The following is a 14,472-nucleotide window of genomic DNA, read 5'->3' on the forward strand; positions in this document are numbered from 1 at the left end:
AGACCCTATTCAAGTAAATAGAATAATTATTTACTAAAGAAACATTCCAAAAGATTATAAAAGGAAGAGATAAACAATTTTAAATAAAATATTTAAGTAATATGTATAAACTTTCAGAGAAAATATTCGACTATAAGAATATAGAAATCAATTAGGAGTGAAAATATGAAGATAAATAATATAAATAGCAACACTCTATATATAAATAAATATAAAAACAACGAGGATAAAGTTAATAAAAGTAACATTAACTTAGCTAAAAAAGAAGGACCTGATAAGTGTGAGTTGTCTTCTGTAGGAAAGGCTCTTAATAATTTATCCATAGAAGAGGAAATCTATGGAGTTAGTGATAAGAAAGTAGAGGAGATTAAAGCTTCAATTTCCACAGGAAATTATAAGGTTGATACAAAAGCTTTAACAGAAGCTATGATGAAAGCTATGAGAGGTGAAATATAGGTGAAAGACCAACTAAAGATAATACTTAAGGAAGAGCTAGAAGCAATGACAGCACTAATAACAATTTTGGAAGTTCAGCATGGGTTATTAGTTCAGCAGAGTGTTTACGAATTAGAAAAGATAACTAAGGATATAGAAGATTGTAGTAAAAACTTAGCAATGTGTGAAAGCAAAAGAAGAAGCCTTGTAGGAAGACAATCCATGAGTGAGATTGTGGATGGCTTAAAGGATGTTGAAGTACAGAAGATTTATGATGAAGTAGTTAGAGCTGTTAATGCTCTCTATGTTCAAAAAGAAACAAATGACATGCTATTAAAACAGAGTTTGAGTTTTACAAACTCAATGTTAGCTATGGTAAGTCCTAAAAAAGAAAACTTAACTTACAATGGGTATGGAAAAATAAAGAAATAAGGAGAATTAAAATGTCAGGATTATTTGCAACTTTAAATATATCTAAGACAGGGATGTTTGCACAACAGCAGTATATTAATGTAACATCTCATAATATGTCAAATGCACGAACTGAAGGATATTCAAGGCAACACGTAGTGCTTGAAGCAGCAAGACCACAAACCATATATGGTGGAGCAGGACAAATTGGTACAGGAGTTAACGTAGCATCTATAGAAAGAACTAGAAATCAATTTCTAGATTATCAAATAAGGAAAGAAAGTACTCACCTTAATCAATATGGAGTTAGATCTGATTATTTAAGCCAAGTTGAAGGGATTTTTAATGAGCCATCTGATACGGGGATATCAAAGCTTATGTCTGAACTTTTTGATGCATGGCAAATTCTTTCAACAAATTCAGATAAATCAGATGCAAGAACAGTTGTTGCACAAAAGGCAAAGGCATTAACAGATGAACTTAACCATAATTATAAGAAGTTAAATGATACAAAAACCAATGCTCTAAGTGAAATTCAACAGAATGTTTTTGAAGTAAATAGTATTTTAGATCAACTTAATTCAGTTAATAAAGAAATTATAACAGTTACAATAGCAGGTAATAATCCCAATGATTTGATGGATAGAAGAGATCTTCTATTAGATAAATTAAGCACCAAATTTGGAATAGATACAAAAAATCAGAATTTAAATGGTATGTTAATAACCCCAGAAGGACAGTCTGATATAAATTTTGTTAGAAATCAAGACAATGAAAAAGTAAGAAAATTGGCTTATGTATCAGAAATTAAAGTTGATGAAAACACCAAAGAACATACAATAGTTTATTATAAAAATGGTGATATGACCTCCTCAGATAATAGGGTTGAGATTACCATGAGTAAAGAAGATTTTGAAAAATTAGATGGTAATTTAGGACCAGGAAGTGTTTTATTAACTAATGAAGATGGTCAAATTGTTGATAAGAACGGTAACCCTTCAAGTAAGGGAGAAAGTATAAAAAATAGTATATTTGACACATCATCAGGAGTTATAGGAGGACTTCAATCTATTGATAAAGATGTAGATGGGTATATAGAGCAAATGGACACCCTTGCAAAGACTATAGCTTTTGCAGTAAATGCAGTTCACACAGAAGGAATACCAGCAGATAAACAGATTCCTTTCTTTATAAATAAAAATTTAACGCCTCCAGCAGATATCATGGATTTTGATGGAATAAATGCAGGGAATATCACCATAAATCCTGAAATTTTGAAGAATCCAATGCTTATTGAGGCCGGCAAAAAAGATAGTAGTGGAGAGGGAGATGGAAAAAGAGCTTTAGCCATTGCTCAATTAAGAGATTATAGACTAAATATAACGAATATACAAAATGGAAAAGATGCTAATGGTGACCCATATGACTACGATAAATTTGTAGAAGAGCATTTTGGTGATACAGCAGAAGGGAGTATTCCTGAGAGAAAAGAAATATCTGGCGGTATGAAAATAGAAGGATTTTATAAAAATTCTATTAACAAATTAGGGGTTCAAGCTGAAGAGGCAAATAGAATTGTAGAGAATCAATCGGAATTGTTAAAGGGATTGCTGACTAGGAGACAATCGGTATCCGCTGTATCAATTGATGAAGAGACCATTAACTTAGTACAATTCCAACATGCGTTTCAAGCTAATGCGAAGGTTATATCTACTGTAGATCAATTGCTAGATGTAGTAGTAAATGGACTAGTAAGATAAGGGGTGTATATATGAGAATTACAAATAGTATGCTAGTAACAGGTTTTCTTGGAGATATGAATAGAAACCTAACTGCAATGAATAAGGTTATGAAACAAATAGACACAGGTAAGCAATTTTCAAGACCGTCTGATGATCCATTTAAAGTCGCACGTTCTATGCAAATGTATACGGAGATAGATGCAAATAAACAATATAATAGCAATATTAAAGATACGATTAACTGGATGGATACAACAGGAGAAGCAATGACTCATACAACTAATTGTCTTCAAAGAATTAGAGTGCTAATGGTTGCAGCAGGAGATGTAGCTTATGGTAGCTCAGAGCTGAAAGCAATACAGGATGAGATAAATGAAAAAGTAGCTGAATTCGGACAAATATTAAATACGAGTTTTGATGGAAAATATATATTTGCGGGCACAGACTCTACAAACAGGCCTATATCTGTGGAAGAAAAAAATTCTAAAAATTCAATTTCAATAAGTGGGAATGAGGATAATATAAATGAAAAACTTCAAGTGGAAATTTCCACTGGAGTTGTAGTTGATTATAATATTAGTGCAACTGAAATATTGAAATTTAAAGATAAAGATGGAAATGAAATAAATGTATCTAAGATATTTGATGATATATTGACTAATTTATCAGACCCTTCAACTAAAGATAAAGTGATTGAGGAAAATTTAGATCAAATAGATAAGATTATTAACAATATGCTTACCTTAAACTCTAAAGTTGGAGCAATACAGAACAGAATGGACAGTGCTAAAGAGATAAACGAAGCCCAAAACTTTGATCTAACAGAAATTCTATCTGGAAATGAAGATATAGATTTTGTAGAAAAAAATATGGAACTTGCTATGGTTCAAACAGTATATATGGCATCACTGCAAACTAGCGCTAAGGTGTTACAACCAACAATCTTAGATTTCATAAAATAATATTTAGAATTAAGTGTGTAGAAATTAGAATCACTTGATAAAACTCCCAGAGGGACATTGTATACATTCTACATAATAAATGAAATTAGGAGTGAAGAGAATGAAATTTAACACTAAAATTAATGGAGTTATACAGTTTGAAGAGAAGGATATTTTAAATTTTAAATATGGCTTGCCAGGTTTTGAAACTTTAAATAAGTTTGTATTAGCAGAAGTAGAAAATTTACCATTTAAGATACTTCACTCTATAGAGGATGAAACTGCTGGGTTTGTAGTAATTAGTCCATTTGACTTTATAGAAAATTATGAATTTCAATTACCTGAGGATATAATAAATAATTTAGACATTAACAATGAGAAAGATGTTTTAGTATTAAATACAGTAACCTTAAATAGTGATGTGAAGAAATTAACCACCAATTTAAGAGCACCTATTATTATAAATTTGAAAAATAATTGGGGGTATCAACTAATATTGGATGGGGAAAAATATAGTATTAAACATCCACTAAATAAGGAGTGATAATATGTTAGTGCTGACAAGAAAACAAGGTGAAGGACTTAAAATAGGAAATGATATAGAAATAACTGTGGTAAAGTTGGAAGATAATACAGTAAAGTTAGCCATAAGTGCTCCTAAGGATATAAAAATTTTAAGAAGTGAGCTATATGATGAGGTAAAAGAAGAGAATAAAAAATCTACTGATATGGATATTGAAATTTTAAAACAATTTGAAAAATAAGAAGTAGATATTACATTAATATGGGGGAGAAATCATGGAGATTAATAGGGTCAGTAATACAGCTATGGAAAACACTTCTATGAACAAAGAACCTTTAGAAGTAAATATTAATACTAAGGCTGAGAATGAAATCACTAAGGATAATACAGAAAAACCTACCCTAAAAGATATTCAAAAGGCAGTGGATAAGCTTAATAAATTTATGGAAGATGAGCATATTTATGCAAAATATGAGATGCATGATAAGTTTAATCAAATTATGATTAAGCTTATAAATCAAGACACTAAAGAAATTATTTTAGAGGTTCCACCTAAAAAAATATTGGACATGGTGGCAAAAATGTGTGAGATGGTAGGGATTTTGATAGATAAAAAGGCATAGTCACTTTGTGACAGAGAAGTTCGTTAAAGCGAAGAGAAGGGCTGACTTCGTCAACAGAGAAGTGTTTGCTTCGCTCACAGATAAATGCAAGCTGTGATTGTAGAGAATAAGGTTGGTCACATAATAACAGGGAGGTTTTTGTGACCTAGATAACTTAGCCTTAAGTTATTATAAAAGTGATAATTAAAAAGTAACAGGGATGTAATAGTTGTAGTTTTATTTATAATTATAGATTTGAATTGTGAGGGAAATGGAATGTTTAATACTAATGCATATAATACTTATAAAAATAACAGTGTAAACTATGCTTCTAAAGAACAATTATTATTAATGTTACTAGATGGGGCAGTGAAATTTTCAAAGATAGGTAGACAAGCTATTTTAGATAAAAATATAAATTTGGCTCATGAGAATATAGTAAAAACAGAAGATATATTTACTGAACTTAGAATATCTCTTGATACAAATGTAGGTGAATGGTCAGTAAATATGTTTAATGTTTATGGATTTATAAATGAAAAGCTTTTTGAAGCAAATATAAAAAAAGATGTAAAGGTAATTGATGAAGTAATACCTCTTATTGAAGAAATAAGAGATATATGGTATGAGGCTTATAATAAGTCAAAAAAGTAATTTAGGGGGATAATTATATGAGAATACCAGGGCTTGCAACAGGTATGGATACCGATACAATGGTAAAGCAAATGCTTATACCATATCAAACTAAAGTAGATAGAGCGAAACAGAGTAAGGATGTTATGGCTATTAAACAGCAGCTTTACAGAGATGTGGCAAAGGACTTAAATGAGTTATATAAAAAATACTTTGATGTTACTTCATCTACAAGTTTAATAATGAGTAGTACTTATAAAACTTCAATATTCAAAAGTTCATCTGATGCAATCACTGCAGAAGGACTAGCTGGTGCAAAGGTTGGGAATTATAAGGTGTCAGTAGGTCAAGTAGCAGAACCGGCAAGGATGTTTACTACTTATGATGAGTTAAAAGGAAAGAAAATAGATTTAAATATTAATGGAAAAAAAGTAGATGTAGATTTAATCGAAGCAAAAGATAAAGAGGATATGGTTAATAAAATTAATCTTGCCCTTAAGAATGAGGGAATAGAGGCCAAAGTTTCAACAAGTACATTAGCAGCGGATAAAATAATAATAGAAACAAAAAATACTGGCAGTAAACAATCAATATCTATATCAGAGTATGCAACAAAGAATCCAGCAGAAATATCAGGCATTGATGCAAATGATTTGATTGGAAGAGTATGTGACTTTGAAATAAATGGAATCAAGAAAACTGTTGACTTAAGTGGTACATCAGATAGTAAAGGGGTATATGAAGCTCTAAAGAAAACTTTGGGCAATGATATAACTATAACAGTGGATAATGAAGACAATCCTAAAACATTTTCATTTAAAACAAATAAATTAGGCGAAAATACGAAAATTAAATTGGACACTAGACCTTATACAGCAACTTCTAAAGGGGGAGTTGATAAGAACGCTAGTTTTAAAGTAGATATTAATCAACTTATAGGAAGTGAATTTACAGTAAATATTAATGGAACTGAGAAAAAAGTTGATTTAACTAATTTAACTGAAGATCCATATGAGGTAATAAAAAAAGAACTTGGTTCAAATGTAACTATTGATGAGAATGGTATAATAACTTTTTCAACTACAGATAAGGGTGAAGATCAAGAAATATCTTTAAGTAAAGCAGGAGAAGAAAAGGAACATGGTGAGGATACAGGTGAAACTAATGGAATTATACAAGTTCCTATAAAAGATAGAGAGGGAAATGAAATACCTTCAAATTCTGAGGGTATCTATGAAGTAATTGGCAAGGAGTCAAAGATTACGGTAACAGATACTTTTGGAAATAAGAAGGTCTTAGATGGGGAAAAAAATACTTTTATAATTGATGGTGTGAAATTCACAGTCTCAGATGTAACTACAGGAGATGTAACTATTTCAGGGAAAGCTGATACAACTGAATTTATAAAAACACTTAAAACTTTTGTTGAAGATTATAATAAAATAATTGCTAAAGTAGATAAGATGATCAATGAGAAAAGGCAGTATACTTATCAACCGCTTACAGATGAGCAGAAAAAGGAAATGTCAGAAGAAGAAATAAAGCTTTGGAATGAGAAATGTAAGCAAGGGCTATTAAAAAGAGATGATATTTTATCAGGAGTACAAAGAGATTTAAGAGAAGCTTTTATGACGCCTGTGGCTGGAAGCAATTTATCATTAAATAGTATAGGGATTTCATTCAGTGATAATTATACAACCAAATCAGGTCAGTTAGTAATAAATGAAGAAAAACTATCAAAAGCACTAGAAGAAAATTCTGATGATATTTTAAAAATGTTTACAGGGATACCAGATTCTTCAGTATCTGAAAGTGATAAGTATAAGAATACTGGTATAATGCAAAGGGTTAAAACTATTATTAATAATACGGCTATATCATCTACTTCTGATTTAGTGAAAAAAGCTGGATATGAAGGTAAGAAAGAGTATGATAATGAATTATATAAATCAATGCAAGAGAAAGAAAGACAAATTAAAGATCTTGAAAAAATGGTGAAGACAAAAGAAAATGCGTATTATTTACAGTTTGCTAATTTAGAGAAGGCCATGAATCAATTAAATTCTCAACAAAATTGGCTAATGCAACAGTTTAGTTAACTATTGAACTTGGAGGTATATAGTGGATAATGCAAAAGAACTTTTTGTAAGATATAAGGAGTTAACTTTAGAAATAGAAAAATTAATTAAAAATAATAATGTTGATAATGTTGAAATATTTTTACAAGAAAGACAAAGTCTATTATCACAAATGGAAGTAATAGATAAAAAACAAGGCATAAAATGGATTCAAGAATTAAATATAAATGAAGATCATGAGAGAGTATGTACTTTGATAGAAGAGAAAAAGAGTGATATAAAGTTAGAACTTCATAAACTCCAAGATAGTAAAAAAATAAATACAGGTTATAACAATAGGAATAGAAGTGGAGTATACTTTTCTCAAAAAATATAAAAAAATTTTTAAAAAACTATAAAGTTATATATTTATATAACGATATATTAAGTAGATGAATTCATCATAAAAAAATAAAAGGCAAGGATGCCGAATTTAAAAATCAAGGAGGAATTTTATTATGATTATCAATCACAATATGAACGCTATGAACTCTCACAGAAATATGGGGATTAACACAACTGCATCAGGAAAATCTATGGAGAAATTATCTTCAGGCTTAAGAATTAACAGAGCTGGAGATGACGCAGCAGGACTTTCAATTTCTGAAAAAATGAGAGGACAAATCAGAGGACTTGATCAAGCTTCAAGAAACTCAGCAGATGGTATCTCTTTAATTCAAACAGCAGAAGGTGCATTAAACGAAACTCAAAGCATTCTTCAAAGAATGAGAGAGTTAGCAGTACAAGCAGCTAACGATACTAACGTTGATGTTGATAGAGCTGCTATACAATCAGAGTTAACATCATTAACATCAGAAATTGACAGAATTGCAACAACAACTCAATTCAACGAAAAGAATTTATTAAATGGAAGTTTAGCAACAACAGGAGCAAAACTTCAAATTGGTGCAAATGCAGATACTAATTTAACATTAGAAATCAAGATTGGTGCTATGGATGCAGGTACTTTAGGTGTTAGTGGAGGAGCTGTTAAAGTTGATAGTAATGCAACTGCTACAGCATCTATCACATTAATTAATACTGCTATAAAAACAGTATCAACTCAAAGATCAAGTCTTGGTGCTAACCAAAACAGATTAGAGCATACTATTGCTAACCTTGACAATGCTTCTGAAAACTTAACAGCTGCAGAATCAAGAGTAAGAGATGTTGATATGGCTAAAGAAATGATGACTTTCTCTAAAAATAATATTCTTCAACAAGCTGCACAAGCAATGCTTGCACAAGCTAATCAACAACCACAAGGAGTTCTTCAATTATTAAGATAATTTTAGAATGTTCTATCATAGAAGTCAGAGTGAAACATCTCTGGCTTTTATTTTTTTAAGAATAATTTTTAAAGTTGTCTAAATTAATTACGATAAATAAAGTAACTATATTTACAATTAGGAGAGAATTTTATGAAACTTAGTATTGCTATGATAGTTAAGGATGAAGAGAAGAATATTGAAAGAACATTAATTTCTCTGAAACAATTAGATAATTATATAAACACTGAGATAATTATAGTAGATACAGGATCTACAGATAATACAGTTAAAATTGCTGAAAAATATACAGATAAAATATATTTTCATAAATGGAATAATAACTTTTCTTATATGAGAAATATTTCTATTAATTATTGCACTGGGGAATGGATATTGATAGTGGATGCAGACGAGGTGCTTTATGATCCAGAGAAATTATCAGGTTTAATTTGTAGTAAAGAATTTCAAAAATATAACGGAGCTCTTGTTAGGATTGTCAATTTTACCAAAGATATAAAGCATTCCATTGATAATGGCGCAATATCACCATTATTAAGATTATTTAAAAGAAATACTGTAAAGTATAGAGGACTTATACATGAACAACCTGAGTATGAAAATCCGATTATTGATTCTAACGTAAGATTTATCCATTATGGATATGATAATAATGACTTTAAAATCATGGAATACAAGTTTGAAAGAAATATAAAATTGCTTTTTGATGAATTAAACAAGGATCATGAAAACGTATATACAAATTTTCAAATTGCTGCATCCTATATCATGTACGGGAATTCGAAGGAAGCATTAAAATACATTGATATAGCTTATAGGAAAGCGAAGGGGGATTTTAATAGATATATTTATGTTATAGATAAATATTGCTTAATTCTATACAAAGAAGAAAATTACGAATTATTAATAGAAAAAGCCAAAGAAGGAATAGAATACTTTAAGGATTTCATTGATTTCTATTATTATCTTGGGATTTCTTGTTACAAGTTAAATAGACATGAAGAGGCGATAAGTGCATTTAATTTATATATGGATTATTATAAAGATAATAATTTTAGTTGTGATTCTACTTTATCAATAACTACTAGATTGTATAAGGATAAAGTATTATATAACTTAGCTATGAGTTGCTATAAATTAAGGCGTTATGAAGAGGGGTTAAATACTGCACTTATGATACCAGATAGAAATATGCTTAAAGAAAGAGTGCTGTTTTTATTAAAAAGCATTGTTGAAGGTAAATTGTGGAATCGAGTTGATCTTACAAATGAATATATAGATAAATATAATTATGAAATAATTCTCATATATCTACATAAAGATGTTTTATTAGAAGATTTGAAAGAAATGATTGGGTTTAGTCAAGATGGAAAGATAAAAGACATAATAGATATAATAATTTTTATAAAAGAAAATAAAAAAATTAATAATGAGTATAAAGATGAAATCAAAAAAATAATTAGTGAAAATGAAAGGCTATATACAATTTTTATATACTATTTATTAAAATATGATATAAAAGAAATATATAACTTTTTGGATTATGGAAAAGATGAACTAGAAAAGATTCTCATTGATTTGTGTATTACTTATTATGAGTTTAACGAGATAATATTAGAGGGGTTAGAAAAATTTGATATAAATAATTTTCCTAATAGTATAATAAGATCAATCTTAGAAAGGGCACTAATATTAGGTGAAAACTTATCTATTGATAATAAGAGAGAGGTGTTTCTGCAGTATATAGCTGAAAGATATTATTGTATTGTAAAGTTATATAAAGGAAAGTATGCTACTGAAAATTTATGGATACTTCCAACAGAAGAAAGATTTATTGTTAAACTTAAAAATTCATTATCATATAAATATGAAGATACATTGAAATACATTAAAGCCTTGAAGCTTGCTATGGATGTAGAAAAGTCTTACGCTGAGTATATAAGTCTATTAATTGAAGAAGAAACTGAAAATCAAACTGTTATAAATAAAGAAGTAAAAGTCTTCATACCAGAACTTATAAAAAATATAAATGACCTAATAGAGAATAAAAATTATCAAGAGGCCTATGATACAGTAGAAGAAGGACTTTGTTTAGTAAAATTTGATCTTGATTTAATGATACTAAAATATAATCTACTTTTAAGTTTTGGGTATAAAAAAGAAGCTGAGGAGTGTTTAAGGGATATTATTTTATATGGAGATAGTGAAAAAGTAATAGAGTTAATACAGGATTTGTAAAATTATTCAGGAGGATAAATAGTGAAAGTTCTAAAACCATTTTATTACGATGATTTTAAGTGTATTGGTGAAAAATGTAAAGATACTTGTTGTATAGGTTGGCAGATACAAATTGATAAAAAAAGCTATAAGAGATATAAAAATGTTAAGGGAAAGTTTGGAGAGGAACTAAACGAATATATAAAAAGAAATAAGAAAAACGAAACAGAATTGTTTTATGGAGAGATGCAATTAAAACAAGCCAGGTGTCCATTTTTAAATGAAGATAATCTTTGTAACATATATATTAATATAGGTGAAGATTTTTTATGTAATACATGCAAAATATATCCAAGATTAATAGCGAAATATGGAGAAATTTGCGAAAAAACATTAAGCCTATCGTGTCCAGAAGTTGCTAGAATGCTTGTGAATAAAAAAGATAAATTCACATTTAATTTAGAAAATGAAATACTAAATAGTGTAGAAAGACAGTATTTAATAGAAGCAGATTATAATATAGAGTTATATAATCTCTTATGGGAAACGAGATCATTATCTATTGAAGTTGTACAGTTTGAAGAAATAGAAATTTGGAAGCGATTAATATTCATAAAACTTATAGAAGAAAAGGTTCAAAATATAATAAATGAATCAAGATATAATGAAGCAAACAATATTATTGAAAACTTAACACAAACTATAACAAATTATGATACCATAAAATCTTTAGATAACATAAAAAGAGTTAATAGATTTAAAGTTCTTTTTATATTGAATGTACTTCAAAAAAGAGTTAATTTAGGTAAAACTAACAATAAATTTTGGGATATATTACAGGATTTCAACCTTCTTTTTAAAGGTAAAAATGAAACAGATATATCAGATTTACTGGATGAAAAAGAACATAGATTTAATGATAGCTTTAAAAAATATGAATATGTTTTGGAAAATTATATAATTTATAATTTATATAATAATTATATGAAAGTCATAAGAAATAATGATTTAAATAGAGAAATACTAATACTCATATTAAAATATTCAATAATTAAGATTTTATTATTAGCTAAATGGAATAACAATAACGAAGAAATAGACAAGGAAGATATTATAGATGTATTATATTCATTTAGTAGAGTTATGGAACATAATGAGGCTTTTATAAATTCATTGTATGATGATATAAAAGCAGAAGGATACGATACTTTAGCATATTTGACAATATTAGTTAGATGATGGTTATATTATCTAAAAGTAAAGTATCTTGAAGAAGGAAAATGTTCTATGCTAAGTTATGTATGATAGTTAAAGACGAAGAAGAAACCTTAGAAGAATGTATTAAAAGTGTAAAGAATCTTGTAGATGAAATAGTAATTGTTGAGATACTGGGTCAAAGAATAAGACTATGGAAATAGCATTGAAATATACTGATAAGGTATTTGAATTTACATGGTGTAATGATTTTTTTAAAGCTAGAAACTTTTATATAGCTAAAGCATCGAATTCATGGATTTTGGTATTAGATGCAGATGAGGTTGTAAAAGAACGTGATACTAGAAATATAGATTTATGTGTAAATCACATAGGATATTCTAAAGAAATTTTAGATAGAACTAATAAAATTATACGAAATATAGAACTCCTTAAAATTGCTATAAATAAAAATCCTAATGATCCATATATGTATTATCAATTAGGTAAGTGTTATTTTATGGATAAAGATTTTCGAAATGCATATATATCTTTTGAAAGATCATTACAGCTAATAGACAATTTTCACTATGAGTATATTGAAGACTTAGTAGAGGGTTATGGATATAGTTTAGTTAATTTGAATTTATTTAGTAAAGCATTAGAATTATATAAATATAAACGATATTATAATAGTCCTGATTTTTTATTTCTTCTAGCTATTATAGAAATGAATAATGAAAATTTTCAAAAGTCAGCAGAAATATTTTTGAAATGTGCAGAATTTAAAGAAGGAAAGATTGAGGGTATTACTTCTTTTTTACCATTATATAATATAGGAGTAATATTTGAATGTTTAGGGTTTAAAGAGGAAGCTTTGAATTATTACAAGATGTGTGGAAATTATGAACCTGCAATAAATAGAATAAAAAATAATATTTGTTCGTAAATATCACACAAAAAGTTTATAGCAAATTAATTAAATTTGAGATTTTGAGGTGATAAGATGCAAGATATGGAGCAATACAAGAAGAAAGTAAAAGTAAATATAGAAGAACTTATTAATAGAAATGCTTTAGAGGATGCTAAAAAGATTATAAGTGAATATGAAGAATTAGTGCCTTATGATCTGGATATTTATTCATTTAAAGGAGTTATATCTATTATGGAAGGAGATTGGAATGAAGGGATTAGAGTGCTTAAGGAAGGGCTCTTCATGGATGGAGAGAACTTTGATTTACTATATAACCTTGCCTATTTATATCAATCTCAAGATAAACATGTAGAAGCGTACGAATTCTATTGCAAAGCAAAAAAATATACTGAAGATTTAGATTTAAAAAGCGAGATTGAAAAAATATTAAACGGATATAGTGAATTAGAGGAAATTAAAATACTCAAGAAGAAATCAGATAAATACAACTCAACTCATCCAAAGATGACAATTATTATTCCAACATATAATCAAAAAGAATATTTAAAAGAAGCAATAGATAGTTGCCTTGAACAGAATTACCCAAATCTAGAAATAGTGGTAGGGGATGACTGCTCTACAGATGGTACTGATATTATGATGAAGGAATATTCAACATATGAGAGGGTTAAATATATAAGAAATAAAACAAATTTAGGAGCAGGTAATAACTCACAGTATTTATTAGATAATCATGTTGAAGGAAAATATGGAATGATTTTAAATCATGATGATTATTTAGTAAAAAAAGATTATATATTTAAAGCTGTAAGCTTGTTGATGGAAAATCCTAATTTATCCTTTGTATGGGCCAATTGTAAAATTAGAGATGAGATTTTAGGACAAGAGAGTTTTACAAATTTTAAAAATGATGAAATTATGAAAGGTACTGATTATTTTATAAATTATGAAACATCAAATTTCCCACACATTACAGGTGCATTAACTACAGTATTTGATATGGAGAAATTAAAATCTACAGGATTTGGTTATGAAAAAACTAAAAGTAGAGATATTTTTCTGTATTTGAACCTTATGTTAGTTGGAGATGTTGGATTTATTGATGAGTGCGTTAGTGTATATAGAGTACACAAAGGAGGGATAAGCTTTAACATGTCTATTGAATTTGATCAACTTACAATTGAAGAATTTGAAAAGTTAAAAATATATGCACTATACAAAAATATAGCAAATGAAAATACTATGGACAGATGGATTAATATTAGAGTTTTTTCTTATGTTTATTGGCGTTTTTCTATGCTGTGGAATAATTGCAGCAAAAAAGAAGCATTAAAGTTACTTATTAGTATTTGTGAAAAATATACATATGCTTATGAAAAAATTTTAGATAGTATTTAGACTTAATAAAATTTAATGATTTGAAACAAAATAGAT

General features: G+C 28.3%; 16 protein-coding genes. All 16 read left to right on the plus strand.

Going from position 1 to position 14,472, the window contains the following annotated elements; all coding sequences use genetic code 11:
• The first annotated feature begins 165 nt into the window (after positions 1-165).
• Positions 166-456 carry a flagellar biosynthesis anti-sigma factor FlgM gene (gene flgM, locus ACI48Q_RS06390; protein WP_474918208.1) on the plus strand — a complete coding sequence of 97 codons (291 nt, stop codon included), beginning with the start codon at positions 166-168 and terminating at the stop codon, positions 454-456.
• Positions 457-867: a flagellar protein FlgN gene (locus tag ACI48Q_RS06395; RefSeq protein ID WP_474918209.1), complete on the plus strand. Its 411-nt coding sequence runs from the start codon at positions 457-459 to the stop codon at positions 865-867.
• Positions 868-878: 11 nt separating this feature from the next.
• On the plus strand, positions 879-2,606 hold the full coding sequence (gene flgK / locus ACI48Q_RS06400) for a flagellar hook-associated protein FlgK (protein ID WP_474918210.1): 1,728 nt from the start codon (positions 879-881) through the stop codon (positions 2,604-2,606).
• Positions 2,607-2,617: 11 nt separating this feature from the next.
• Positions 2,618-3,550: a flagellar hook-associated protein FlgL gene (gene flgL / locus ACI48Q_RS06405; protein WP_474918212.1), complete on the plus strand. Its 933-nt coding sequence runs from the start codon at positions 2,618-2,620 to the stop codon at positions 3,548-3,550.
• Between the two features lie 100 nt (positions 3,551-3,650).
• Positions 3,651-4,073: a flagellar assembly protein FliW gene (gene fliW, locus ACI48Q_RS06410; protein ID WP_474918213.1), complete on the plus strand. Its 423-nt coding sequence runs from the start codon at positions 3,651-3,653 to the stop codon at positions 4,071-4,073.
• Between the two features lie 4 nt (positions 4,074-4,077).
• Positions 4,078-4,293: a carbon storage regulator CsrA gene (gene csrA / locus ACI48Q_RS06415; protein WP_474918214.1), complete on the plus strand. Its 216-nt coding sequence runs from the start codon at positions 4,078-4,080 to the stop codon at positions 4,291-4,293.
• Between the two features lie 34 nt (positions 4,294-4,327).
• Entirely contained in the window at positions 4,328-4,675 is a 348-nt protein-coding gene (locus ACI48Q_RS06420) for a flagellar protein FlaG (RefSeq protein ID WP_474918215.1), read from the plus strand.
• A 255-nt stretch (positions 4,676-4,930) separates the two neighbouring features.
• The gene (gene fliS, locus ACI48Q_RS06425; RefSeq protein ID WP_474918216.1) at positions 4,931-5,308 is read left to right on the plus strand and encodes a flagellar export chaperone FliS; all 378 of its coding nucleotides are present in this window, start codon (positions 4,931-4,933) and stop codon (positions 5,306-5,308) included.
• A 17-nt stretch (positions 5,309-5,325) separates the two neighbouring features.
• The gene (gene fliD, locus ACI48Q_RS06430; protein WP_474918217.1) at positions 5,326-7,386 is read left to right on the plus strand and encodes a flagellar filament capping protein FliD; all 2,061 of its coding nucleotides are present in this window, start codon (positions 5,326-5,328) and stop codon (positions 7,384-7,386) included.
• A 22-nt stretch (positions 7,387-7,408) separates the two neighbouring features.
• Positions 7,409-7,741 (plus strand): flagellar protein FliT, encoded by a 333-nt coding sequence (fliT, locus tag ACI48Q_RS06435; RefSeq protein WP_474918218.1) that lies wholly within the window; start codon positions 7,409-7,411, stop codon positions 7,739-7,741.
• A gap of 121 nt (positions 7,742-7,862) precedes the next feature.
• Complete coding sequence (locus ACI48Q_RS06440) at positions 7,863-8,693, plus strand: flagellin N-terminal helical domain-containing protein (RefSeq protein ID WP_474918219.1); 831 nt, start codon at positions 7,863-7,865, stop codon at positions 8,691-8,693.
• 132 nt (positions 8,694-8,825) lie between these two features.
• On the plus strand, positions 8,826-10,931 hold the full coding sequence (locus ACI48Q_RS06445) for a glycosyltransferase (protein WP_474918220.1): 2,106 nt from the start codon (positions 8,826-8,828) through the stop codon (positions 10,929-10,931).
• A gap of 21 nt (positions 10,932-10,952) precedes the next feature.
• A complete protein-coding gene (fliB, locus tag ACI48Q_RS06450; protein WP_474918221.1) occupies positions 10,953-12,149 on the plus strand; it encodes a flagellin lysine-N-methylase in 1,197 nt (398 codons plus the stop codon).
• Between the two features lie 41 nt (positions 12,150-12,190).
• Positions 12,191-12,328 carry a hypothetical protein gene (locus ACI48Q_RS06455; protein ID WP_474918222.1) on the plus strand — a complete coding sequence of 46 codons (138 nt, stop codon included), beginning with the start codon at positions 12,191-12,193 and terminating at the stop codon, positions 12,326-12,328.
• A complete protein-coding gene (locus ACI48Q_RS06460; protein ID WP_474918223.1) occupies positions 12,319-13,053 on the plus strand; it encodes a tetratricopeptide repeat protein in 735 nt (244 codons plus the stop codon). The genes ACI48Q_RS06455 and ACI48Q_RS06460 overlap by 10 nt, the downstream gene beginning before the upstream one ends.
• Before the next feature lie 57 nt (positions 13,054-13,110).
• Positions 13,111-14,436 (plus strand): glycosyltransferase, encoded by a 1,326-nt coding sequence (locus ACI48Q_RS06465; protein WP_474918224.1) that lies wholly within the window; start codon positions 13,111-13,113, stop codon positions 14,434-14,436.
• Positions 14,437-14,472 lie beyond the last annotated feature (36 nt).

The organism is Clostridium sp. LXY-7, assembly GCF_056172015.1.

What these genes read in the sequence shown, in the direction of transcription:
- csrA (WP_474918214.1), top strand. Translation starts at nt 4,078, where the DNA reads ATGTTAGTGCTGACAAGAAAACAAGGTGAAGGACTTAAAATAGGAAAT.
- flgL (WP_474918212.1), top strand. Translation starts at nt 2,618, where the DNA reads ATGAGAATTACAAATAGTATGCTAGTAACAGGTTTTCTTGGAGATATG.
- fliW (WP_474918213.1), top strand. Translation starts at nt 3,651, where the DNA reads ATGAAATTTAACACTAAAATTAATGGAGTTATACAGTTTGAAGAGAAG.
- ACI48Q_RS06460 (WP_474918223.1), top strand. Translation starts at nt 12,319, where the DNA reads ATGGAAATAGCATTGAAATATACTGATAAGGTATTTGAATTTACATGG.
- flgK (WP_474918210.1), top strand. Translation starts at nt 879, where the DNA reads ATGTCAGGATTATTTGCAACTTTAAATATATCTAAGACAGGGATGTTT.
- ACI48Q_RS06465 (WP_474918224.1), top strand. Translation starts at nt 13,111, where the DNA reads ATGCAAGATATGGAGCAATACAAGAAGAAAGTAAAAGTAAATATAGAA.
- flgM (WP_474918208.1), top strand. Translation starts at nt 166, where the DNA reads ATGAAGATAAATAATATAAATAGCAACACTCTATATATAAATAAATAT.
- ACI48Q_RS06420 (WP_474918215.1), top strand. Translation starts at nt 4,328, where the DNA reads ATGGAGATTAATAGGGTCAGTAATACAGCTATGGAAAACACTTCTATG.
- fliD (WP_474918217.1), top strand. Translation starts at nt 5,326, where the DNA reads ATGAGAATACCAGGGCTTGCAACAGGTATGGATACCGATACAATGGTA.
- ACI48Q_RS06455 (WP_474918222.1), top strand. Translation starts at nt 12,191, where the DNA reads ATGTTCTATGCTAAGTTATGTATGATAGTTAAAGACGAAGAAGAAACC.
- ACI48Q_RS06445 (WP_474918220.1), top strand. Translation starts at nt 8,826, where the DNA reads ATGAAACTTAGTATTGCTATGATAGTTAAGGATGAAGAGAAGAATATT.
- ACI48Q_RS06440 (WP_474918219.1), top strand. Translation starts at nt 7,863, where the DNA reads ATGATTATCAATCACAATATGAACGCTATGAACTCTCACAGAAATATG.
- fliS (WP_474918216.1), top strand. Translation starts at nt 4,931, where the DNA reads ATGTTTAATACTAATGCATATAATACTTATAAAAATAACAGTGTAAAC.